The 21,398-nt window shown below is 70.6% G+C and carries 23 protein-coding genes and 1 pseudogene; 15 read left to right on the forward strand and 9 right to left on the reverse strand.

The features are described from left to right. Nucleotides 1-83: 83 nt before the first annotated feature. The 4 genes from bioB to ACIP63_RS18170 all read left to right on the forward strand — a co-directional run bounded on the left by bioB (nt 84) and on the right by ACIP63_RS18170 (nt 3,997). A complete protein-coding gene (bioB, locus tag ACIP63_RS18155) occupies nt 84-1,247 on the forward strand; it encodes a biotin synthase BioB (protein WP_401516670.1) in 1,164 nt (387 codons plus the stop codon). Next, a complete protein-coding gene (locus tag ACIP63_RS18160; RefSeq protein ID WP_401516672.1) occupies nt 1,240-2,544 on the forward strand; it encodes an adenosylmethionine--8-amino-7-oxononanoate transaminase in 1,305 nt (434 codons plus the stop codon). The genes bioB and ACIP63_RS18160 overlap by 8 nt, the downstream gene beginning before the upstream one ends. Before the next feature lies 1 nt (nt 2,545). Continuing rightward, nucleotides 2,546-3,235 (forward strand): dethiobiotin synthase, encoded by a 690-nt coding sequence (bioD, locus tag ACIP63_RS18165; protein WP_401516674.1) that lies wholly within the window; start codon nt 2,546-2,548, stop codon nt 3,233-3,235. Between the two features lie 66 nt (nt 3,236-3,301). Next, nucleotides 3,302-3,997 (forward strand): class I SAM-dependent methyltransferase, encoded by a 696-nt coding sequence (locus tag ACIP63_RS18170; RefSeq protein ID WP_401516675.1) that lies wholly within the window; start codon nt 3,302-3,304, stop codon nt 3,995-3,997. A gap of 10 nt (nt 3,998-4,007) precedes the next feature. On the opposite strand, the gene ACIP63_RS18175 is transcribed toward ACIP63_RS18170, so the two are convergent. Beyond that, complete coding sequence (locus tag ACIP63_RS18175) at nt 4,008-4,379, reverse strand: fic family toxin-antitoxin system, toxin component (protein WP_362927781.1); 372 nt, start codon at nt 4,377-4,379, stop codon at nt 4,008-4,010. Further along, complete coding sequence (locus ACIP63_RS18180; RefSeq protein ID WP_073718784.1) at nt 4,376-4,603, reverse strand: antitoxin; 228 nt, start codon at nt 4,601-4,603, stop codon at nt 4,376-4,378. The genes ACIP63_RS18175 and ACIP63_RS18180 overlap by 4 nt, the downstream gene beginning before the upstream one ends. Nucleotides 4,604-4,723: 120 nt before the next feature. Here ACIP63_RS18180 and ACIP63_RS18185 point away from each other — a divergent pair, with 120 nt between their 5' ends. The 7 genes from ACIP63_RS18185 (at nt 4,724) to mug (ending at nt 11,716) form a co-directional block, all read left to right on the forward strand. Beyond that, entirely contained in the window at nt 4,724-5,143 is a 420-nt protein-coding gene (locus ACIP63_RS18185; RefSeq protein WP_401516677.1) for a GNAT family N-acetyltransferase, read from the forward strand. A gap of 210 nt (nt 5,144-5,353) precedes the next feature. Further along, a complete protein-coding gene (locus ACIP63_RS18190) occupies nt 5,354-6,691 on the forward strand; it encodes a hemolysin family protein (protein ID WP_401516679.1) in 1,338 nt (445 codons plus the stop codon). After that, the gene (locus ACIP63_RS18195; RefSeq protein WP_401516681.1) at nt 6,688-7,707 is read left to right on the forward strand and encodes a hemolysin family protein; all 1,020 of its coding nucleotides are present in this window, start codon (nt 6,688-6,690) and stop codon (nt 7,705-7,707) included. Before ACIP63_RS18190 ends, ACIP63_RS18195 begins: the two co-directional genes overlap by 4 nt. Nucleotides 7,708-7,824: 117 nt before the next feature. Next, the gene (locus ACIP63_RS18200) at nt 7,825-8,661 is read left to right on the forward strand and encodes an SGNH/GDSL hydrolase family protein (protein WP_401516682.1); all 837 of its coding nucleotides are present in this window, start codon (nt 7,825-7,827) and stop codon (nt 8,659-8,661) included. A gap of 150 nt (nt 8,662-8,811) precedes the next feature. After that, nucleotides 8,812-9,612 (forward strand): SAM-dependent methyltransferase, encoded by an 801-nt coding sequence (locus ACIP63_RS18205; protein ID WP_401516684.1) that lies wholly within the window; start codon nt 8,812-8,814, stop codon nt 9,610-9,612. A 96-nt stretch (nt 9,613-9,708) separates the two neighbouring features. Next, nucleotides 9,709-11,151, forward strand: a complete 1,443-nt coding sequence (gene purB / locus ACIP63_RS18210) for an adenylosuccinate lyase (protein WP_401516686.1) — start codon at nt 9,709-9,711, stop codon at nt 11,149-11,151. Between the two features lie 19 nt (nt 11,152-11,170). Then, complete coding sequence (gene mug / locus ACIP63_RS18215) at nt 11,171-11,716, forward strand: G/U mismatch-specific DNA glycosylase (protein WP_401516688.1); 546 nt, start codon at nt 11,171-11,173, stop codon at nt 11,714-11,716. A 136-nt stretch (nt 11,717-11,852) separates the two neighbouring features. Here mug and ACIP63_RS18220 read toward each other — a convergent pair whose 3' ends face one another. The 3 genes from ACIP63_RS18220 to ACIP63_RS18230 all read right to left on the reverse strand — a co-directional run bounded on the left by ACIP63_RS18220 (nt 11,853) and on the right by ACIP63_RS18230 (nt 14,109). After that, complete coding sequence (locus ACIP63_RS18220) at nt 11,853-12,290, reverse strand: hypothetical protein (protein WP_401516690.1); 438 nt, start codon at nt 12,288-12,290, stop codon at nt 11,853-11,855. A gap of 128 nt (nt 12,291-12,418) precedes the next feature. After that, on the reverse strand, nt 12,419-13,162 hold the full coding sequence (locus ACIP63_RS18225; protein ID WP_401516692.1) for an ABC transporter permease: 744 nt from the start codon (nt 13,160-13,162) through the stop codon (nt 12,419-12,421). A gap of 5 nt (nt 13,163-13,167) precedes the next feature. After that, on the reverse strand, nt 13,168-14,109 hold the full coding sequence (locus ACIP63_RS18230; RefSeq protein ID WP_401516694.1) for an ABC transporter ATP-binding protein: 942 nt from the start codon (nt 14,107-14,109) through the stop codon (nt 13,168-13,170). Between the two features lie 107 nt (nt 14,110-14,216). Between ACIP63_RS18230 and ACIP63_RS18235 the strand changes: the two genes are divergently transcribed. The 3 genes from ACIP63_RS18235 to ACIP63_RS18245 all read left to right on the forward strand — a co-directional run bounded on the left by ACIP63_RS18235 (nt 14,217) and on the right by ACIP63_RS18245 (nt 17,341). After that, nucleotides 14,217-15,395, forward strand: a complete 1,179-nt coding sequence (locus tag ACIP63_RS18235; RefSeq protein WP_401516696.1) for a sensor histidine kinase — start codon at nt 14,217-14,219, stop codon at nt 15,393-15,395. A 4-nt stretch (nt 15,396-15,399) separates the two neighbouring features. Continuing rightward, complete coding sequence (locus ACIP63_RS18240) at nt 15,400-16,050, forward strand: response regulator transcription factor (protein WP_362927793.1); 651 nt, start codon at nt 15,400-15,402, stop codon at nt 16,048-16,050. Nucleotides 16,051-16,183: 133 nt separating this feature from the next. Then, the gene (locus ACIP63_RS18245; protein ID WP_401516943.1) at nt 16,184-17,341 is read left to right on the forward strand and encodes an ROK family protein; all 1,158 of its coding nucleotides are present in this window, start codon (nt 16,184-16,186) and stop codon (nt 17,339-17,341) included. Between the two features lie 217 nt (nt 17,342-17,558). On the opposite strand, the gene ACIP63_RS18250 is transcribed toward ACIP63_RS18245, so the two are convergent. The 3 genes from ACIP63_RS18250 to ACIP63_RS18260 all read right to left on the reverse strand — a co-directional run bounded on the left by ACIP63_RS18250 (nt 17,559) and on the right by ACIP63_RS18260 (nt 19,771). Further along, nucleotides 17,559-18,326 carry a GntR family transcriptional regulator gene (locus tag ACIP63_RS18250; protein WP_401516698.1) on the reverse strand — a complete coding sequence of 256 codons (768 nt, stop codon included), beginning with the start codon at nt 18,324-18,326 and terminating at the stop codon, nt 17,559-17,561. A 280-nt stretch (nt 18,327-18,606) separates the two neighbouring features. Continuing rightward, the gene (locus ACIP63_RS18255) at nt 18,607-19,491 is read right to left on the reverse strand and encodes an RNA polymerase sigma-70 factor (protein WP_401516700.1); all 885 of its coding nucleotides are present in this window, start codon (nt 19,489-19,491) and stop codon (nt 18,607-18,609) included. Nucleotides 19,492-19,591: 100 nt separating this feature from the next. Next, on the reverse strand, nt 19,592-19,771 hold the full coding sequence (locus ACIP63_RS18260) for a hypothetical protein (protein ID WP_401516957.1): 180 nt from the start codon (nt 19,769-19,771) through the stop codon (nt 19,592-19,594). On the opposite strand from ACIP63_RS18260, the gene ACIP63_RS18265 reads away from it, so the two are divergent. Continuing rightward, a complete protein-coding gene (locus ACIP63_RS18265) occupies nt 19,719-20,525 on the forward strand; it encodes an alpha/beta fold hydrolase (RefSeq protein WP_401516945.1) in 807 nt (268 codons plus the stop codon). The genes ACIP63_RS18260 and ACIP63_RS18265 overlap by 53 nt on opposite strands. A 63-nt stretch (nt 20,526-20,588) precedes the next feature. Here ACIP63_RS18265 and ACIP63_RS18270 read toward each other — a convergent pair. Then, nucleotides 20,589-21,389 (reverse strand): annotated as a pseudogene (locus ACIP63_RS18270) (EamA family transporter); the annotation flags it as partial. Nucleotides 21,390-21,398: the final 9 nt, after the last annotated feature.

Genomic DNA, 21,398 nt, shown 5'->3' on the forward strand with positions numbered 1-21,398 from the left:
GTGGCAATACACACAGTGTCGACGGGCTCTACTGTCCGGTTCCTCCTTGGCCGATCACGGTGCCGTACGTCAGGATCAAGGCCATGGACCTGCTGAATACGCTGGTGGACAAGGGGCTGCGGCGCGAACTGCCGACCCGTGAAGAAGCGCTCGCCGTGCTGGCGACGTCCGACGACGAACTGCTCGACGTGGTGGCCGCGGCCGGAAAGGTACGCCGTCAGTGGTTCGGGCGGCGCGTGAAGCTCAACTATCTGGTGAACCTGAAGTCCGGGCTCTGCCCCGAGGACTGCTCGTACTGTTCGCAGCGGCTCGGTTCCGAGGCGGGCATCCTCAAGTACACCTGGCTGAAACCGGACGAGGCCACGAAGGCCGCCGCCGCCGGGGTGGCGGGCGGCGCGAAGCGGGTCTGCCTGGTGGCGAGCGGCCGGGGGCCGACGGACCGGGACGTCGACCGGGTGTCGCAGACCATCGAGGCGATCAAGGAGCAGCACGAGGACGTCGAGGTGTGTGCGTGCCTCGGCCTGCTCTCGCAGGGCCAGGCCGACCGGCTGAAGTCGGCGGGCGCGGACGCGTACAACCACAACCTCAACACCTCGGAGGGGACGTACGGGCAGATCACGACCACCCACACGTACGCCGACCGGGTGGACACCGTGCAGCAGGCCCAGGCCGCCGGCCTCTCGGCGTGCTCGGGGCTGATCGCCGGGATGGGTGAGAGCGACGCCGATCTGGTGGACGTCGTGTTCTCGCTGCGTGACCTGGACCCCGACTCGGTGCCGGTGAACTTCCTGATCCCCATCGAGGGCACCCCGCTCGCCAAGGAGTGGCACCTCACTCCCCAGCGGTGCCTGCGCATCCTGGCGATGGTCCGGTTCGTCTGCCCGGACGTCGAGGTGCGGCTCGCGGGCGGCCGTGAGGTCCATCTGCGGTCGATGCAGCCGCTCGCACTGAACCTGGTCAACTCGATCTTCCTGGGTGACTACCTGACCACAGAGGGCCAGTCGGGCCAGTCCGACCTCGACATGATCGCGGACGCCGGATTCGAAGTGGAGGGGGCGGACACCACGACGCTTCCCGGACACCGCGCCCCGACGGGCGGCGGCTGCGGCTCGCACGAAGGCGGCTGCGCTCCGTGCGGCGAGACTCCCCAGGCCGCTCCGGAGCCGTCCGAGGTCCTGGCGGCGCGTACGGATCTGGTGACGGTCCGCCGTCGCGGTACCGGGACGGACCTCGCGCCCAATGCCTGATCCGCTCCGCCCGGCCGAACTCCGCGCCCTGGACCGGGCCCACGTCTGGCACCCCTACGGCCCGATGCCCGGCCGGCAGGAGCCGCTCGTCGTGGAGTCCGCGTCCGGGGTCCGTCTCCGCCTCGCCGAACCCGCACACGGCCGACGCGAGTTGGTGGACGGCATGTCGTCCTGGTGGTCCGCGGTCCACGGCTACAACCATCCGGTGCTCAACGAGGCCGCCCGTGGCCAGCTGGACCGGATGAGTCATGTGATGTTCGGCGGGCTCACGCACGAGCCCGCCGTCCGGCTGGCGACCCGGCTGGTGGAGATCACTCCGGAGCCGCTGCAGCACGTCTTCCTCGCCGATTCGGGGTCGGTCTCCGTAGAGGTCGCGGTGAAGATGTGCCTGCAGTACTGGCGTTCGGCGGGGCGGCCCGCCAAGCAACGGCTGCTGACCTGGCGCGGCGGCTATCACGGTGACACCTGGCAGCCGATGTCGGTGTGCGATCCCGAGGGCGGGATGCACGAGCTGTGGTCGGGGTCCCTCCCCCGGCAGATCTTCGCGGACGCCCCTCCGGACGGTTTCGACGCCGAGCCCGACGACACCTACGTGAGGCATCTGCGCGAGCTGGTGGCCGCGCACGCGGACGAGACGGCTGCGGTGATCGTGGAGCCCGTGGTGCAGGGGGCGGGCGGGATGCGCTTCCACTCCCCCGCGTATCTGCGGGTGCTCCGCGAGGCGTGCGACGCGAATGACGTGCTTCTGGTGTTCGACGAGATCGCGACGGGGTTCGGCCGTACCGGACAGCTGTTCGCCGCGGGGCACGCCGGGGTCTCCCCGGATGTCATGTGTGTCGGCAAGGCGCTGACCGGGGGCTACCTGACGCTCGCTGCGACGCTGTGCACCTCGCGGGTGGCGGAGGGCATCTCGAGCGGGGATGTGCCGGTGCTCGCGCACGGGCCGACGTTCATGGGCAATCCACTCGCCTCGGCGGTGGCCTGCGCCTCCGTCGATCTCCTGCTGGGCCAGGACTGGGAGCTGGAGGTGAAGCGGATCGGCACGGGACTGCGCCAGGGGCTGGCGGAGGCCGCCGGTACGCCGGGCGTACGGGATGTCCGGGTGCTGGGTGCGATCGGGGTCGTGCAGCTCGATCACGAGGTCGACATGGAGGCCGCCACACGGGCCGCGGTGCGCGAGGGCGTCTGGCTGCGCCCGTTCCGCGATCTCGTGTACACCATGCCGCCGTACGTGACCGGTGACGACGATGTGGCAAGGATCTGCCGGGCCGTGTGCGCGGCGGCGAGGGAGGGCTGAGATGACGATTCTCGTGGTGACCGGCACGGGCACCGAGATCGGCAAGACGATCGTGACCGCGGCGGTCGCGGCCGCTTACCGGGACCGCCGGATCGCGGTCCTCAAGCCCGCCCAGACGGGTCTCGCACCGGGCGAGCCGGGGGACGCCGCCGAGGTGGCACGGCTGGCCGGAGCTCATGTGACGGCCGTCGAACTGGCCCGTTTCCCGGAGCCGTTGGCACCGGAGACAGCCGCACGCCGGGCAGGCCTCACCCCCGTACGCCCGTACGAGATCGCCGAGGCCGCCCAGAAGCTGGCGACGGAGCACGACCTGGTGCTGGTCGAGGGCGCGGGCGGGCTGCTCGTCCGCTACGACGAGCAGGGGGGCACGCTCGCGGACGCCGCGCGGTTGATGGCGGCGCCCGTGCTGGTGGTGGCACCGGCGGGCCTGGGCACGCTCAACGCCACCGCCCTGACGACGGAGGCGCTGCGGGCGCGAGGACTCACGTGTCCCGGAGTGGTGGTGGGGAGCATGCCGGCCGATCCGGACCTGGCCTCGCGCTGCAACATCGACGACCTCCCGGTCAGCGCGGGCGCCCCGCTGCTCGGCGCGGTGCCGGCCGGCTCCGGGGCGCTCGAACCGGCCGACTTCCGGGCGCGGGCGGCGGGTTGGCTGGCACCGGAGCTCGGCGGTCACCGTATGAGCGGCTGAGCGGGGGCCGTACGGGGGAGAATCGAAGGAGAGCGGTATCCACGTGCCCTCCGAGGAGGCCCGATCATGCGTCGACGCAGCACACCTGTCCCCCGTGACGCGGTGCACCACCCGGTCTTCGCCCGCTTCTACGCCAGGATGAGCGTGGCGGCCGACCTCAAGGGGGGTGTGGCGGACCGTCGCGACGAGCTTCTCGCGGGTCTTTCCGGTCGTGTCATCGAGATCGGCGCGGGCAACGGGCTCAACTTCGCGCACTACCCGGGAGCCGTGTCCGAAGTCGTCGCGATCGAACCCGAGCGCGGCTTGCGGCAGCTGGCGGCCGGTGCGGCGCTGCGCGCGGAGGTGCCGGTCGACGTGGTGCCGGGCACGGCCGAGGCGCTGCCGGTCAAGAGTGAGGCGTTCGACGCGGCGGTGGCCTCACTGGTCCTGTGCACCGTGCGGGACCTGCCCCGGGCGCTGGCGGAGATCAAGCGGGTGCTGAGGCCGGGCGGTGAGCTGCGCTTCTTCGAGCACACCCTGGCCCCGGGCCGGGGGCTGGCGGCCGCACAGCGGGCGGCGGACCGCACGCTCTGGCCACTGCTCTTCGGGGGCTGTCACACCGCGCGGGACACGGTGGCGGCCATCGAGGAGGCCGGCTTCGAGCTGGGCATGTGCCGCAGGTTCCGTATCCCGGACAAAGGCGTTCAGCTGCCGAGCTCGCCGTGTGTGCTCGGCGTGGCCCGCCGGTCGGCGGTGGTGGACCGCGCGGCGGAGGCAGGGTGAGGAACGCCGTTCACAGGCTCCACCGGCGGAGCTCTTCGGCGATGGTCCGGACGTCGGCCTTGCCCTCCTTCACCAGCCGCGCGAGATCGCGCACCTGCTCGGGAGAGGTGATGACCTTCAGCCCCGAGGCGACGAGATAGCCGTAGGCGACGGCGGAGGCGAACATGGCGTTGGAGTGCTCGAGCGCGGGCACGTGCAGGAGCAGCTGGAGCAGGGCGGCCGCCCGGGAGTGCGGGTCGCTGTAGACGGGGCTGCCGAAGATCTCCGCCTCGTGCCGGCTGACTGCGGCGACGAGCGCACCCCAGTCGACGACCTGCGGATCACCGGGCGTCTTGTGCTCGGCGACCATGAGCAGCCAGGAGAGGTCGATCTGCAGGTTCAACGGGTGCCTTCGCGCTCCGGGCCGAACTCATCGGCGAACACCGACTCGTACTGCTTCATGAAGTCGGCCGCGGCCTCGACGAAGGTGTGTCCCACCTCGCCCGCATCCTGTTTGACGAGCTCCTCTATGTAGCGGTTCACGCTCATCCCCCGCTGGAGGGCGCGCTGTCGCGCCGCCTCGGCGGTGGCCTCGTCCACTCGAACGTTCAGCTGAGTCTTGGGCACGCCATCACGCTAGCGCGTGCGCGCTAGCACTCGCAAGAGGAGCGGGCGGGACGGCGCACCCGGCAGGGCCCGGGACGAAACAGTTCGCCCTTCCCCCGGACGCTCTGATTGGCTCTGGCCATGACCGATCTCGACATCCGCTGCGCGGCCCTCTCAGACATCGACGACGTGCTGCGGTTCTGGCGCGAGGCAGCGGAGGGCACCAGCATCACCGACGACCACGACGGGGTCGCCCGGCTGATCACACGGGACCCCGAGGCCCTGCTCCTCGCGGAACGCGACGGCCGGATCGCCGGGACCGTCATAGCCGGCTTCGACGGATGGCGATGTTCCGCGTACCGGCTCGCCGTGCACCCCGCCTGCCGCCGGCAGGGCGTCGCGACCGCGCTGCTGGAAGCCGCGGAACGACGATTCATGGCCCTGGGCGGCCGCCGGGTCGATGCCATGGTGCTGGAATCCAACGAACGGGCCCATCACGCGTGGGGCGCGGCTGGCTACCATCGCGAGGACCACTGGCGGCGCTGGGTCAAGTCACTCTGACCGCACCCGGAACCGCCGAACACCCCTGAGCGGGGCGCGAGCCGTCCGCCCGTACAGGGCATTTTGCCGATCCTTTACCATGTACTCTCGACCGTCCGACCCTTTCGAAAGGTGTGAGCGTCCGCCCATGGGCGAGCCCCCCAGTAGTAGACACTGCCGACATCGCGCGAACCTTCCGCCCCTGCCCGATCATGGGACGGAGGTGAACCGATGACCGAAGTGCTCCTGCTCCTCGTGGCGGTGCTGCTCTCCCTCGCCTGCGGAGCGTTCGTGGCGGCTGAGTTCTCCCTGACCACCGTGGAGCGCGGCGATCTCGAACGGGCCGTCGAGCGAGGGGACCGGGGTGCGGCCGGAGCACTCAAGGCCGTACGCAGCCTCACCTACCAGCTCTCCGGCGCACAGCTCGGCATCACCGTCACCAACCTGATCGTGGGCATGCTCTCCGAGCCGTCCATCTCCAAGCTGATCAGGGGGCCGGTGGAAGCGACGGGGCTGTCGCCCGGTGTGTCCTCCTCGCTGGCGCTCGTCATCGGCACGGCGCTGTCCACCGTCGTCCTGATGGTGGTCGGTGAGCTCGTCCCGAAGAACTGGGCGATCTCCTCCCCCCTGGCCGTCGCCCGGACGGTCGCAGCGCCGCAGCGCGCGTTCACGGCGGTCTTCCGGCCCTTCATCAGCCACCTCAACAACACCGCCAACCGGATCGTGCGGCGCTTCGGCCTCGAGCCGGCCGAGGAGCTGGCCTCGGCCCGCAGCCCGCAGGAACTGGTGGCCCTGGCGCGCCACTCCGCCAAGGAGGGCGCGCTGGAGGCGGACACCGCCGAACTCTTCGTACGCACCCTCAACCTGTCCGAACTGACCGCGGAGAATGTGATGACCCCCCGCGTCCAGGTCACCGCCCTCGAGGTCCAGGCAACCGCCGAGGACGTCGCGAACGCCACCCGGGCGACCGGCCTGTCCCGGTTCCCCGTCTACCGGGGCAGCCTGGACACGGTCGTCGGCGTCGCCCACATCAAGGACGTGCTGGCCGTACCCGCGGACCAGCGGCCCCGTAAGCGGGTGTCCGACATGCTGCGCGAACCACTGCTCGTGCCGGAGACACTCACCGTCGACCGCCTGCTGGACCGGCTCTCCGGAAAGCTGGCCATGGCCGTCGTCATCGACGAGTACGGCGGCACGGCGGGAGTCGTGACGCTGGAGGACATCGTGGAGGAAGTGGTCGGCGAGGTGCGGGACGAGCACGACCCGCACGAGACCCCCGACCTGGCCGCCGCGGGCGAGGACGCGGACGGACGCACCCTGTGGTCCGCCGACGGAGCGGCCCGCACGGACCAGCTCCGCACGATCGGGCTGCGGGTGCCGGACGGACCGTACGAGACACTGGCCGGTCTGATCGCGACGGAGGTGGGCCGCATCCCGGTGGTCGGCGACACCGTCGAGCTCGCCGGGTGGCGCATCGACGTGGTGGACGCTTCGGGGCATCGCGCCGCGCGTGCGCTGCTGCACGCCCCGCTGCCCGGCAGCGACGAGACGGCGGAGGACGAACGATGATCGCCGTCCAGCTCTTCATCGGCCTGCTGACCCTGGTCGTCAACGCCTTCTTCGTCGGCGCGGAGTTCGCGCTGATCTCCGTACGCCGCAGTCAGATCGAGCCCGAGGCCGAAGCCGGGAACCGGCGGGCCCGCAGTGTCATCTGGGGGCTCGAGCACGTGTCGGCGCTCCTCGCCGCGGCGCAGCTGGGCATCACGCTCTGCACCCTGGTGCTGGGCATCGTCGCCGAGCCCGCCATCGCCCATCTGCTGGAGCCCGTCTTCGACGGGGTGGGGGTGCCGCACGGGCTGGTTCACCCGATCTCGTTCGTCATCGCCCTGGCCGTGGCGACGTATCTGCACATGCTGCTGGGCGAGATGGTGCCGAAGAACATCGCGCTGGCCGAGCCGGTCCGCACGGCGCTGCTGCTCGGACCGCCGCTGGTCACGCTCGCGAGGGCGCTGAAGCCGGTGATCTTCGCGATCAACGCCTTCGCGAACGCGCTGCTCAAGCTGCTGCGGGTGGAGACCAAGGACGAGGTCTCCGCGACCTTCTCCGACGACGAACTGGCGCGCCTCGTCAAGGACGCCGAGGATTCCGGGCTCGTCGACGACCGCTCGGCCGACCGTCTGCGCCACGCGCTGGAACTGGGCCGGCGCCCGGTCCAGGACGTGCTCCTCCCTGTCGACCGGGTGCTCTACACCAGGGTCGGCACGACCCCGGAGGAGCTGGAGCGGCTCTCCCACGAATCCGGCTTCTCGCGCTTCCCCGTGATGGACAGCGAGCAGCGCATCATCGGGTACCTCCACGTGAAGGACGCTCTGGACGCCACGCCGCGCGATGTGCCCTTCCCGGTGACGGCTCTGCGGCCGATCGCCCGGGTGCGTGCGGCGACGCCTCTGGACGACGTGCTGACCGCGCTGCGGCGCAGCCGTACGCATCTGGCGGCCGTGCTCGACGAGGACGGCCGGCTGGCCGGCATGATCACGATGGAGGACGTACTCCGTGAGCTGGTGGGCAGGCCGCAGCCCCGCTGACGGTCGCGTCGGCGTCGGGTGACGGCACGGGGAGGGGCGGGGCTGCGGCCGCGCCCCTCTTCCGTGCTCCTGCGGCCCCTGGTGAGAGGCCGGGGTCGCGGTACGATCGGCAGCGCCATGGAATTGAATGCCTCCTACACCAGTCTTGTCGCGGTCGGCGACTCGTTCACCGAGGGCATGTCGGATCTGCTCCCCGACGGGTCCTACCGCGGCTGGGCCGACGTCCTCGCCGCCCGTCTCGCGGCACGCGCGCCCGGCTTCCGGTACGCCAATCTCGCCGTACGGGGAAAGCTCATCGGCCAGATCGTGGACGAGCAGGTCGCGGTCGCCGCCGCACTGCAGCCGGATGTGATCACGCTCGTCGGCGGGCTCAACGACACCTTGCGGCCGAAGTGCGACATGGGCATGGTCCGCGGCCGGCTGGAGGAGGCGGTGGAGCGACTCGCGCCGGCGTGCAAGACCTTGGTGCTGATGCGCAGCCCGGGCCGGAACGGTCCGGTGATGGAACGCTTCCGTCCGCGTATGGAGGAGCTGTTCTCGCTGGTCGGCGACTTGGCCGAGCGCCATGGCGCGGTGGTGACCGACCTGTACGGAGCGCCGTCGCTGGGAGATCCGCGGATGTGGGACGTGGACCGGCTGCATCTGACGGCCGAGGGGCACCGCAGGGTCGCGGAGGCGGTCTGGCAGACGCTGGGGCTGCCTGCGGAGAGCGACTGGCAGACCCCGATGCCGGTGTCCGCGCCCGCGCGGTGGGCGCAGCGGAGGATCGACGACGTACGGTTCGCCCGGCACCATCTGATGCCCTGGATCGGACGGCGCCTCACCGGGCGCTCGTCCGGGGACGGCCGGGCAGGGGCGCAGTTCGACTCGGAGCTGGGCAGGGCGTACTGGATCACTCCCGCGGACCCGGTGAGCCCGGGGCCGGTGACCGGCTGGCGCCGGCTGGACGGCTGACCGGTCGGCGTCGAGTGGACGGCTGGCCGGTTCACGCCGCCTGGACTGCTGACCGGTTGGCGCAGTTGTTCCTGTTGCGTATGTGACCGGTGGGGCAGCATGGGCGTTCAGCGCGCAGGAACACCCTGGGCGCCGGAGCGGGGAGTGCCCATGAGCGGCGTACCGGACGTCCAGGAACCGGCGGACGGGATCGACACCGGCACGCCTCACTCGGCACGGGTCTGGAACTACTGGCTGGGCGGCAAGGACAACTACGAAGTGGACCGTCGGCTCGGCGCGACGATGGAAGAGCTCTATCCGCAGATCATCGACATCGCCCGGGCTTCCCGCCGCTTCCAGGCCCGGGCGGTGCGTCATCTGGCCGAGGAGGCGGGGATCCGGCAGTTCCTCGATCTCGGCACCGGCCTGCCGACCGCGAACGCGACGCACGAGGTCGCGCAGGCTGTCGCACCGGCGTCGCGCGTGGTGTACGTGGACCACGACCCGATCGTGCTGGCGCACGCACGCGCACTGCTGACAAGCAGCCCCGAGGGCGCCACGAACTACGTGCACGCGGATCTCAGGGACACGGACGCCGTGCTTCGGGAGGCCGCCCGGACCCTGGATCTCCGGCAGCCGGTGGCGCTGATGGTGCTCTCCACCTTGGGACACATCGCCGACCCGGGTGAGGCTGCCGCCCTCCTGCGCGGCTACCTCGACGCGGTCCCCGCGGGAAGCTTCCTGATGCTGTGCGACACCATCGAGACCGAGGAGACCCGGGCGGCTTCGAACGAGTACGCCGACGGTGGTGCCATGCCGTACATCTCGCGCCCCAAGGAGATCGTGCGTTCCTTCGCGGACGGGCTCGATCTCGTCGAACCCGGATTCGGGTCGATCAGCCTGTGGCGCCCCGAGGAGCCTCCGGCGGGTGAGCCCGTGGACCAGTGGGGCTTCGTGGCCGCCAAGCCCTGAAAAGCCGGCGGACCGGCGACCGGTTCCGTCCTCGTAGGAAGCCACATACCGGCCCGCGGCGCGGACCTGCAGAAACCGCCAGTAGAATCCGGACACGTGACTGCTGTGTCTGCGAAGCCTCGCATCCCCAATGTCCTGGCCGGCCGCTATGCCTCTACGGAGCTGGCCGTCCTCTGGTCCCCCGAGCAGAAGGTGAAGCTGGAACGCCAGCTGTGGCTGGCGGTGCTGCGCGCTCAGAAGGACCTCGGGATCGAGGTACCCGACGCGGCCGTGGCCGACTACGAGCGCGTGATCGACCAGGTCGACCTCGCCTCGATCGCCGAGCGCGAGAAGGTCACCCGGCATGACGTGAAGGCGCGGATCGAGGAGTTCAACGCTCTCGCCGGCCATGAGCAGGTCCACAAGGGCATGACCTCCCGTGACCTCACCGAGAACGTCGAGCAGCTGCAGATCCGGCTCTCGCTGGAGCTGATGCGCGACCGCACGGTGGCGGTTCTGGCGCGGCTGGGCAAGCTGGCGGCGGAGTACAGCGAGCTGGTCATCGCGGGGCGCTCGCACAACGTCGCCGCGCAGGCGACCACGCTCGGCAAGCGCTTCGCCACCGCCGCGGACGAGCTGCTCGTGGCGTACGGACGCCTGGAGGACCTGCTGGGCCGCTACCCGCTGCGCGGCATCAAGGGCCCCGTCGGGACGGCGCAGGACATGCTGGACCTGCTGGGCGGAGACGCGAGCAAGCTCGCCGACCTGGAGCAGCGCGTCGCCGGTCACCTCGGTTTCGCGCACGCCTTCACCTCCGTCGGCCAGGTCTATCCCCGTTCCCTCGATTACGACGTGGTCACCGCGCTGGTGCAGCTGGCGGCCGCGCCGTCCTCGGTCGCCAAGACCATCCGGCTGATGGCCGGACACGAGTTGGTGACGGAGGGCTTCAAGCCGGGCCAGGTCGGCTCGTCGGCGATGCCGCACAAGATGAACACGCGCTCCTGCGAGCGGGTCAACGGGCTGATGGTGATCCTGCGTGGCTACGCGTCGATGACGGGCGAGCTGGCGGGCGACCAGTGGAACGAGGGCGACGTGTCCTGTTCCGTGGTCCGCCGGGTCGCGCTGCCGGATGCCTTCTTCGCATTCGACGGTCTGCTGGAGACGTTCCTCACCGTGCTCGACGAGTTCGGCGCGTTCCCCGCGGTCGTCGCGCGTGAGCTGGACCGCTACCTCCCCTTCCTCGCCACGACCAAGGTGCTGATGGGCTCGGTGCGGGCGGGGGTCGGCCGCGAGGTCGCGCACGAGGCCATCAAGGAGAACGCGGTCGCCTCGGCTCTCGCCATGCGGGAGCAGGGCGCGGAGCGCAACGAGCTGCTGGACAAGCTGGCCGCCGACGATCGCATCCCGCTCGACCGCGGTGAGCTCGACGCGCTCATGGCGGACAAGCTCTCGTTCACCGGCGCGGCGGGCGATCAGGTCGCCGTTCTGGTGTCCAGGATCGAGGAGATCGCCAAGCAGCACCCGGAGGCCGCGGCGTACACCCCCGGCTCCATTCTCTGACGGCCGGCTCCACAGCCGTATGACACCCGATGAGCTGCTCGCCGCCCGCGACCGCGTCGTACCCGATGTGGTCGCGGGCGGTCTGCGTGTGCTGTTCTGCGGAATCAACCCGAGTCTGATGACCGCGGCTACGGGGCACCATTTCGCTCATCCCGGCAATCGGTTCTGGCCGGTGCTGCATCTGTCGGGTTTCACACCCAGGCAACTGAAACCGTCGGAACAGGATCAGCTGCTGGGCTACGGCCTGGGCATCACCAATGTGGTGTCCAGAGCCACCGCACGGGCGGACGAGCTGAGGCCGGAAGAATTCCGTGCGGGCGGAGAAGTGCTGTCGGCCAAGGTGGAAGCGCTGGGCCCGTTGTGGCTGGCCGTGGTCGGGGTGACCGCTTACCGCTCGGCCTTCGGCGACCGTCGTGCCCGGATCGGCCCGCAGGAGCGGACCATCGGCGGCGCGCGCGTCTGGGCGCTGCCCAACCCGAGCGGCCTGAACGCACACTGGACCGTGCGCACCATGGCGGACGAGTACGCCCGCCTGTCGGCGGCGGCTGAGCAGGACGGCTCGTAGCAGGCACGCGACGGGCCCGTGGCGAGTCACGTGACAGGGCTTCGTGCGCGGGCGCCGGCTTCCGCGCCGTACGCCACGGGCACGCGGGCGACATGCGGGCGCGTACGGACAGCGCGCTTGCAGCTTCGCAGATGGGTCAGGGCGGGTCGACCACCGTGACCAGTACGCCCAACTCGCAGCCCGGTCCGTCGTCCTCCAGATGGAGCAGGACGGCGATCCACCGGTCTTCCGCGCGCCACAGCTGAAGATGCTCACAACTCGCGACGGGGTCGGCCCAGGGCTCGGGTATCACCTCCCCCGCCATCATCCGTTCCTGCGCGCTCCACAGGCTGACGAGCTGCGGTTCCCCCCAGCGCACGGTGAGCAGTGCGAGCAGGGCGTCGTGTTCCGCCAGGCATTGCGCGCGGAGTTCGAGGCGGTCCGCCTCGTCCCCGTCTCCGTGGTCGTCCTCGCTGAGGAGGAGCGCTGTGTGGTAGCCAGGTCCGCTGATTCCCGAGCCCGTCGGGACGCGCTGCAGGGGGAAGTCCCTGGTGCGCATCCCGTCGATGAGGCGGAGATGATGTGCGGTGGTCATACCGTCAGTAAACCGCCCCGCACTGACACATGGCGTCAGACCGCCCCTCCCCCGCCTTTCCCAGGTGAAGGAAGCCGGCCTCCTGGCACCTCGTTGGCCGGGCTGTCGCACCCCCTCTTACCGCACCCTCAGGCGTCTCGCGTCCGGAGTCTCCACCAGCCGGCGAGCAGTGCGGTACCGGCCCATACCGCGGTCACCGCCAGACCCGCCCACGGCCCGAGACTTCCGTCCGGATTCTGGTGGAGCACCAATTGCCCTGCCTGATCAGGCAGATATCGGGCGATGCCCCCCGCGATGTCGCCGACAACGAAGGAGACGATCAGCAGGAAGGGGATGAGCGTGCTGAGCACGGCAACAGCACTGCGCAGCAACGCCGTCAGTCCTGCGGCGAACAGGGCGATCAGCGCGAGATAGATCCCGCCTCCGAACGACGCGCGGAGCGCCCCGGGGTCCCCCAGCGCGATGGCGTACTCACCCATGAACATCTGTCCCACCAGAAACGTGGCGAAGCTGGTGACCATCCCCATGGCGAGGGCGAGACCGCCGACCACCGACATCTTCGCGGCGTAGAGAATGCCTCGTCGGGGGACGGCCGACAGGGATATACGCAGAGCCCCGTTCAGGAACTCGGAGGACAGAGCCGTCGCCCCGAAGCTGATGGCCGCGATCTGGCCGAAGTTCAGTGCGTAGAAGGCCGAGAGCAGCAGATCGTGGCCGGCGTCGTCAGCCTCCGTCTGCCCCACGGTGGCAAACGCGAGCACCGTGACGGCCAGCGTGGCAGCGAACACCGCTATCAGTGAGAACAGTACGGACCGCACCGATTTGATCTTGATCCATTCGGAGCGCAGTACCGCCGTGGCCGGAGTCGTCACGATGATCAGACCTCCCGGCCTGGGCGTGGGGCGGGCGATGCGGCCGCCGCGAATTCTGAGTCGTCCGTGGTGAGATCGAGGTAGGCCTCTTCCAAGGTCGGCCGCCGGTCGATGAGTTCGAGCAGAGGGATGCCTTCGTCCGCGGCTGCGGCGCCGACCTCCTCCGCCTTGGCCCCGTCGACGGTCCAGCGTCCGTCGTCCTCCTGCACCGGCGTGTATCCCTGGCGGATCAGTACCTCGCAAAGCCGGGTGGCATCGGTGGTGCGGAGCCGGACCCCGGGCCGGCCGCGGGATTCGAGGAACTCCTGCATCGGCAGATCCGCGAGGAGCCGTCCTCGGCCGAGGACGATCAGATGGTCGGCGAACGAGGAAGTCTCATTCATCAAGTGGCTGGAGACCAGGACGGTGCGGCCCTCTCGGGCCATGGTGCGCATCAGTTCACGGATCCAGATGATGCCCTCCGGATCCAGCCCGTTCGACGGTTCGTCCAGCATCACCACGTCCGGGTCACCGAGCAGCGCTCCCGCGATCCCGAGGCGTTGTCGCATTCCGAGGGAGAACGTCTTGATCCTCCGTCTCGCGACCGCTGCGAGGCCCGTTTCCTCCAGGACCTCGTCGGCCCTGCTCCCGGCTATGCCGTTGCTCACCGCGAGCGCGAGCAAGTGGTCGCGCGCGGTGCGTGAGCCGTGGGCTGCCTGGGCGTCGAGCAGGGCGCCCACCCGGCGCAGCGGACTTCCCAGCGAGGCGTACGGCAGCCCCCCGATGGTGGCGGTACCGGCTGTGGGCCGGTCCAGGCCGAGGACGAGTCGCATGGTGGTGGACTTGCCCGCGCCGTTGGGCCCGAGAAAGCCTGTCACGCGGCCCGGTCTCACGCTGAACGTGAGCTGGTCCACAGCGCGAGTGGGGCCGTAGTCCTTGGTGAGTTCGTGGACGTCGATGCTGGTCATGTGCCAAGCCTGGCTGCCTGCCGCCGGCTGCGGCCTCCCCCGCCAGGGTGGTTCGTCTCCCTCGCTCGGGGGAGCCCTCCGTAGCCGTGCGCTGAGACGATGGCGGCATGCGCCACTTCCTCGGGCCGCTGGCCGCGCCCGTCACGTACAGCCGCTGGCTGCATCTCCTCATTCCGTCCGCGGTCGTCAGCCTGTGGATGTTCATCGCCATCGACACTCCGTGGGTGCCGATGCCCTTCGTCTTCGCGGTTCCGGTCGGGCTGCTGCCCGCGATGCGCCTTGCCGAAGGGATACAGGCGCAGCTCCTCCTCACACCCGGGGAGCGCGGCCGGCCGGACCCCACCATCTCCGCCGCACCCGCGGGCACGTGGGGAGACCGCTGGCGCACCGTGGCCTGGCTCGAGGTCAGGCTGCTGCTCACGGCGGCGGTGGGCTTCGCCACCGTATGGCTGTCGACGACCACGTTCGACCTCATCAGTGTCTCGGTGGGTGCGCATCCGAGCGTGCACTGGCTGACGGACGTCCTCGAAGTGCGGTGGCTGTGCGGGCTGCTGGCGCCGCTGCCGGTCCTGATACTTCTCGGATGGGTCGTCCTGTGCGGTGAGGTGGCCACCGCAGCCGCCCGCGGGCTGCTGGGGCCCTCGCCGACGGAGCGGCTGACCGCTCTGGAGGAGCGCACCGAGCAGCTTCTGGAGCGGAACCGCATAGCCCGCGAGCTTCATGATTCGATCGGACACGCGCTGACGGTCGCGGTCGTGCAGGCGGGGGCTGCCAGGACGGCGGGCAATCCGGAGTTCACCGCGCGGGCCCTCGCCGCCATCGAGGAGACGGGGCGCCAGGCACTGGACGATCTGGAGCGTGTCCTGCGCGTGTTGAGGGAGTCGGACCCTCCCGCCGGGGCTCGCCCGACCCTGGTCGAAGCCGACCGGCTGCTGGATTCGGCCCGTGGCTCCGGCGTGAAGATGGACGTGGAAATGACCGGGCCGCTGGATCTGGTCCCCGGCCCTGTGTCCCGTGAGGGCTACCGGATTCTGCAGGAGTCGCTCACCAATGTGCTGCGTCATGCCGGCGCCGTTCCCGTACGGGTGAGGATCGCCGTGGCGAAGGAGAGGCTGGAGCTGGAGGTGGCCAACCCGTTCGCGGCATCGGCCCGTGCCCCGAGCAGCGGCAGCGGGCTGCGGGGTATACGGGAAAGGGCCGCCCTGCTGGGTGGCCAGGCCAGAACGGGCCCGCACGAAGGGGAATGGATCGTGCACGCGAGCCTTCCGCTGGACCGCATACGCTGACCGGATGCCGGTCACCGTACTTCTCGTCGACGACGAACCCCTGGTGCGCGCGGGGCTCCGCGCGGTCCTGGAAGCGCAGGACGACATCGAGGTGGTGGGTGAGGCCGCCGACGGTGCGGCCGTTATCCCTCTCGTCAGCAGCCTCCGGCCCGACGTCGTGGCCATGGATGTGCGTATGCCCCTGATGGACGGCATCGAGGCGACCCGGCTGGTGCTGCGCACCGTCGCCGATCCGCCGAAGATCTTGGTGGTGACCACGTTCGAGAACGACGAATACGTCTACGAGGCTCTGCGGGCAGGGGCGGACGGGTTTCTGCTCAAGCGGGCCCGGCCCGCGGAGATCGTTCACGCGGTGAGGCTGGTTGCCGAGGGGGAGTCGCTGCTGTTCCCCGCCGCGGTCCGGCAGCTCGCCGCGGACTACGGCACGAGCAAGGCGCGGGACGCGATGGTCCGGGCTGCGCTCACCGACCGCGAGGCGGCAGTGCTCCGCCTCATGGCACGGGGCCGGTCCAACGCGGAGATCGCCGCCGAACTCGTCGTGGGCGTGGAGACCGTGAAGTCACATGTCAGCGCCGTGCTGGCGAAGTTGGGTGCCAGGGATCGCACACAAGCAGTGATCGCAGCCTACGAGTCGGGCTTCGTAGCTCCCCGCTGACCTTCGGTGCTCCTGCTGCGCCCTTCCACGGCCCGGACCGGTTCCGGTTGTCTCTCTCCGGGTGCTGGTCGCCGAGGTCGGGGTCAACGAGTACGATCCGGCAGACATGGGGCACGACCTGGGAGGACACACGGTGGGCAGGCTGACCGGTGGGGACCCGTCTCTGCTGCGGAGGATCAATTCCGCGGTGGTGCTGCATGCCCTGCGAGGGGCGGATTCGCCCACGCTCACGGACCTGACCCGCATCACGGGTCTGTCGCGCCCCACGGTCGAAGGTGTCGTCGAGGGGCTCTTCGCGGCGGGCCTGGTGGTGGAGGCACTGCCTGACGAGAGCGGAACCAGGCGCCAGGGCCGACCTGCCAGGCGATTCAGGTTCCGTGCCGAGGCCGGGTACCTGCTGGGCATCGAGATAGGCCCGCACCGGGTCTCCGCGCTGCTGTCCGGGCTGGACGGCCGGATCGTCGGCGCAGGCTCACGGGATGTCTCCGAAACGGCGTGTGCGGATGACAGACTCGACCAGGTCAGAGGCATGATCGCCGATGTGCTGCGCCGCACCGGCGTGCAGCGGAGCAGCTTGCGCGCGGTCGGCGTGGGCAGCCCGGGCATCGTGGAGGCCGACGGCACGGTCCGGCTGGGCACCGCTCTGCCGGACTGGACCGGTCTCGCGCTCGGCGAGAGACTGCGGCGTTCCTTCCGGTGCCCCGTCCTGGTGGAGAACGACGCCAACGCGGCCGCGGTGGCCGAACACTGGAAAGGCGCGGCGACCGAGTCGGACGACATCGTCTTCGTCCTGGCGGGCTTGAGCCCGGGCGCCGGGTCGCTGATCGGCGGGCGGCTGCACCGCGGGTTCGGTGGTGCGGCCGGTGAGATCGGCGCACTGCATCTGCTCGGCCGTGATGTCACACCGGAGCACCTGCTCTCCACGACGGACACCCCGCTGGACCCCCTGGACGAGCACGCCGTCGCCGCGGTCTTCGCCAAGGCCAGGCAAGGCGACGCCGGGGCCCAGGCCGCGGTCGCACGGTTCATCCAGCGTCTGGTGCACGATGTCGCGGCTCTGGTGCTGGCGCTCGATCCGGAGCTCGTGGTCATCGGCGGTTGGGCCGCCGGCCTGGACGGTGTTCTCGACCCGCTCCGCGACGAGCTCGCCCGCTACTGCCTGCGGCCGCCGCGGGTGACCCTCTCCCTCCTCGGGGAGGCAGCTGTCGCCACGGGCGCGCTGCGGCTGGCCCTGGACCATGTGGAGGAACAGCTCTTCGCCGTGGAAGGAACGGTGACGGCCCGCCGCTGACAGCGACGGGCCGTGCAGAAGCGGGATCGGACCGCTGCACCCGGGCAGGACGTCCGGGGCGGGCCCTTGTCCGGAAGTCCGGGGCGGGCCCTTGTCCGGAAGTCCGGGGCGAGCCCCCCTTACGGACGTCCGTGACGGAAATCGGTAACGGAAGTCCGTGACGGAACCCTGGCCGGGAAGCAGGCTCCCGGAGACGTCGGGGCAGGTCTCCCGAACGTCAGGAGGCTTTGCGCTCCTGCTCGTCGTGGCTGATCTCCAGCGCGCCGGAATCCCCGAAGGTGAGCCGGCAGGTGTCGGCCCTGTATGTCGCTACAGAGACCGCTGCCGTGCCTGCGGCGGCGAAATGCCGGGTGGTGACCACGAGAACCGGGGCGCCGGGGAGGCGGTCGAGCTCCTTCGCGTCGTCCGCGCGGGCCGAACCGAGTTCGACCGAGCGGTCCTGGCCGTCGAGGTCGAGGCGGTGCAGTTCCCGCAGGACCTTGCGGGCCCGGGCAGGCCCTGACGGCGCTTCGATGGCCGACAGCTCGGGCACGGACGACGTCGGCACGTAGAGGAGTTCGGCCGCCACGGCCTGCCCCTGGGCGACCCGGATACGGCGCACCACATGCACAGGTTCCCCGGCGTCCGTACCGAGCAGCGCGGCGACCGCGGCAGGAGCCGTGTCCGTGCCGCACTCGATGGGCTGCCACGCCTCGTCCGTGTCGCCGCCCGCCCAGCCCTGCTGTGCGGTGGCAACAGCCACCCCGACCCGGGGCGGGGCGACGGTGGTGCCCACGCCGCGGCGCCGCTGCAGCCTGCCTTCGAGTTCGAGCTGCTCCAGCGCCTGGCGGAGAGTGGCCCTGGCTACGCCGAAGCGCGCCGCGAGGTCCCGCTCGTTGGGCAGGACCTCCCCCACCGCGAAGTCCGAGTCGAGTGCCTCACTGAGCACGGTCTTGAGGTGCCAGTACTTCGGCTCCTGCACCGATTCCAGCTGCGTGGTCCCCACCCTGTCCTCCGCATCCGCCCGGTGGCTTGTATTCCGCGACGTTATTTATTAAAGGTTCCTGCCTTATCGTTCAGACCTTAGGACGGCGAACCACCTTGGTCAAGACCAATCCTCGCGCCGTGACACAGCGAAACGATCCCCTGCCGCAGAGCGTTCACGGGACGTTCGTGTGGCGACGGGCGCAGGCAACACGAAGCCCCACGGCCGACACCATCGGGTGAGGGTCGTGGGGCTGGGTGGAACGCGTGTGTCCCCGGGCCGGGTCTACCGCCCGCGCTGCTTAACCCGCGCGCACCGCTGCCAGTTTCTCCGGATTGCGGATGACGTAGACGCACTGGATGACTCCGTCGCCGACCTCGGCCTGGAACACCGTGTCCACCTCTCCCTCCACACTGAACACCAGGGCGGGGCCGCCGTTGAGTTCCAGGATGCGGACCTCCGTCGCGGCCGACCGGTCCTGGCCCACCGCGATGAGGAAGCGGCCGACCTTGTCAGCCGTCTCGATGATCCGCCGCGGGGCCTTCGCCTTGCCTCCGCTGTCGCTGACGAGGCGCACGTCGGGAGCCAGCAGGGCGAGCAGTTGCTCCAGGTCCCCGCCCGAAGCGGCGGCGAGGAAGCGTTCGGTGAGATCGCGCCGCACGGCCGGGTCCACGTCGTAGCGCGGTTTGCGCTCCTCGACGTGGCGCTTGGCACGGCCGGCCAGCTGCCGCACCGCCGCCTCCGACCGGTCGAGAGCGGCGCCGATCTCCGCATACGGGAAACCGAAGGCCTCGCGCAGGACGAAGACGGCGCGCTCCAGCGGGGAAAGGGTCTCGAGGACGACCAGCACGGCGAGGGACACGGAGTCGGCGAGCACGACGCGCTCGGCGGAGTCGGGGACGGCCGGACCGAATTCGGTGACCACGGGTTCGGGCAGCCACGGCCCCACGTACGCCTCGCGCCGGGACTTCAGGTGGCGCAGCCGGTCGATGGCCAGACGCGTGGTGATACGGACGAGAAAGGCTCGCGGCTCCCGCACATCCTCACGCTCCGCCGAAGACCAGCGCAGCCACGCCTCCTGCACCACGTCCTCGGCGTCGGCGACGCGGCCGAGCATGCGGTAGGCGACCCCGGTGAGGAAGGGCCGGTGTTCTTCGAAGGGGTCGGTCACGGTGTTGGCAGTCACTCATCCATCCCAGCCGACGCGCCTGAGGGTGTCCAGCGGGAATCGCACTCGCCCCTTGAACTACGCGCTACCCGGCGGTAATCATTGTTGACGGGGCGTCTCATTCCTTCCGCCCCGTCCCGCCCCGCCCCGCCCCGCCCCGCCCCGGCAGGCTCGTCCCGAGGAGCAGCATGGCCGACACGATCTCGTTCGCAGTGGGCTCCCCCGTCGGCCGGCGTACGGTCGACGTGTCGTACGAAAGGACCGGGTCGGGCGAACCGTTGGTGCTGCTGCACGGCATCGGTCATCACCGTCAGGCGTGGGATCCGGTCGTGCGCATCCTGGCGGCCGAGCGGGACGTCATAGCGGTCGACCTGCCCGGCTTCGGCGCCTCACCGGCGCTGCCGCAAGGGCTGGACCATGACCTGCGGACCATGGTTCCGGTACTCGGCTCGTTCTTCGACGCGATCGGTGTGGCGCGGCCGCATGTGGCCGGGAACTCTCTGGGAGGCCTGCTGGCCCTGGAGTTGGGCCGCGAGAAGCTGGTTCGTTCGGTGACGGCGCTGTCCCCCGCCGGTTTCTGGACCCGGAGCGAGCGCCGCTACGCCTTCGGGGTGCTGCGGGCGATGCGCGGAGCGGCCCTCTCGATGCCGATGCCGCTGATCGAGCGGCTGTCGCGGAGCTCACCCGGCCGGGCCGCACTGACCAGCACCATCTACGCGCGCCCCGGCCGCCGTTCACCGGGCGCGGTCGTGTCGGAGACCGTCGCCCTGCGCGAGGCCACCGGTTTCCGGCAGACTCTGGAGGCCGGTCTGACCGTCGCGTTCACCGACGACGTACCTGACATCCCCGTCAGCATCGCCTGGGGCGACAAGGACCGGCTGCTCCTGCGCCGGCAGGGCGTCAGGGCCAAGCACGTGATACCGGACGCGCGCCTCGTGCGGCTTCCGGATTGCGGCCATGTCCCGATGAACGACGATCCGGCCGCCGTCGCGCGCGTCATCCTCGACACGAGCCGCCGGCGCACCGGTGCCGCCGCGTCCCAGAACGCCTGAGCCCAGCGCGACCCCCAGACCCACCAGAAGGCTTCCCACGCCCTGACCCACGCCGTACGTCCCCGTACCGACCAGCGGTGCGGTCAGCGCGGCCGATACGGGGATCAGTCCGGAGAAGAGCGTGGCCCGCTCGGCCCCGATGCGCCGCATGCCGCTGTACCAGCACACGAAGCCGATGACGGTGACCACCGCCGCCTGCCAGAGCAACGCCAGGGCCTCCCCCACGGTGGGCACCCGCAGGAGGTCTCCTCCGTCGAGCAGGAAGCCGAGCACCGCGGATTCCACGGCCGCCACGGCGCACACGACCGCCGACAGCAGTTTCGGTCCGAGGGGCCGCAGCACCGGCACGGCCAGTACCGCGAAGCCGACCTCACCACCGAGTGCGCCCACCGAGTAGAGGACGCCCGCCAGGTCGGTCCGGCCCCAGCCCTGGACGGTGAACGCGCCGACGGCCACGAGACCCGCCGCGCACAGGACCGCCCGGGCGGGGCGGCGCCCTTCCAAGGCCGGTACGAGGACGCCGACGACGATCGGCGCGCACCCGACGAGCACTCCCGGTACAGCCGGTTCGGCCGTACGTTCCGCCGCCAGGACGGCGAGGTTGAAGCCGACCATCCCGATGGCGGCGAGAGCCCCCAGGCGGCCCCACTGCCCCCGGGTGAGTGTCCTCAGGACCCCGACGGGCCGGGGACCGCCGCCGGAGCGCAGCAACGGCAGGAGCAGCAGGGCGGCCAGGCCGTACCGCACTGCCTGCCCGCCTGCGTACGGGTAGTCGCCGAGGACGCTGTTCGCTGTGAAGGAGGCGCCTACGAGGGTGCAGGCGAAGGCCGCGAGGAGGGCCCCGCGCAGGGGAGTTGCGTTCATGAGGGCGAC

Source organism: Streptomyces sp. NPDC088746, assembly GCF_044751065.1.
Taxonomy (GTDB): Bacteria; Actinomycetota; Actinomycetes; order Streptomycetales; family Streptomycetaceae; genus Streptomyces.

Excerpts from the sequence above, each read along its gene's own strand:
- ACIP63_RS18235 (WP_401516696.1), top strand. The coding sequence starts at position 14,217 with ATGCGCCACTTCCTCGGGCCGCTGGCCGCGCCCGTCACGTACAGCCGC.
- ACIP63_RS18170 (WP_401516675.1), top strand. The coding sequence starts at position 3,302 with ATGCGTCGACGCAGCACACCTGTCCCCCGTGACGCGGTGCACCACCCG.
- ACIP63_RS18200 (WP_401516682.1), top strand. The coding sequence starts at position 7,825 with ATGGAATTGAATGCCTCCTACACCAGTCTTGTCGCGGTCGGCGACTCG.
- ACIP63_RS18205 (WP_401516684.1), top strand. The coding sequence starts at position 8,812 with ATGAGCGGCGTACCGGACGTCCAGGAACCGGCGGACGGGATCGACACC.
- ACIP63_RS18160 (WP_401516672.1), top strand. The coding sequence starts at position 1,240 with ATGCCTGATCCGCTCCGCCCGGCCGAACTCCGCGCCCTGGACCGGGCC.
- bioB (WP_401516670.1), top strand. The coding sequence starts at position 84 with ATGGACCTGCTGAATACGCTGGTGGACAAGGGGCTGCGGCGCGAACTG.
- bioD (WP_401516674.1), top strand. The coding sequence starts at position 2,546 with ATGACGATTCTCGTGGTGACCGGCACGGGCACCGAGATCGGCAAGACG.
- ACIP63_RS18220 (WP_401516690.1), bottom strand. The coding sequence starts at position 12,290 with ATGACCACCGCACATCATCTCCGCCTCATCGACGGGATGCGCACCAGG.
- ACIP63_RS18260 (WP_401516957.1), bottom strand. The coding sequence starts at position 19,771 with ATGCCGTGCAGCAGCACCAACGGTTCGCCCGACCCGGTCCTTTCGTAC.
- mug (WP_401516688.1), top strand. The coding sequence starts at position 11,171 with ATGACACCCGATGAGCTGCTCGCCGCCCGCGACCGCGTCGTACCCGAT.
- ACIP63_RS18190 (WP_401516679.1), top strand. The coding sequence starts at position 5,354 with ATGACCGAAGTGCTCCTGCTCCTCGTGGCGGTGCTGCTCTCCCTCGCC.
- ACIP63_RS18240 (WP_362927793.1), top strand. The coding sequence starts at position 15,400 with ATGCCGGTCACCGTACTTCTCGTCGACGACGAACCCCTGGTGCGCGCG.
- ACIP63_RS18230 (WP_401516694.1), bottom strand. The coding sequence starts at position 14,109 with ATGACCAGCATCGACGTCCACGAACTCACCAAGGACTACGGCCCCACT.
- ACIP63_RS18185 (WP_401516677.1), top strand. The coding sequence starts at position 4,724 with ATGACCGATCTCGACATCCGCTGCGCGGCCCTCTCAGACATCGACGAC.
- ACIP63_RS18195 (WP_401516681.1), top strand. The coding sequence starts at position 6,688 with ATGATCGCCGTCCAGCTCTTCATCGGCCTGCTGACCCTGGTCGTCAAC.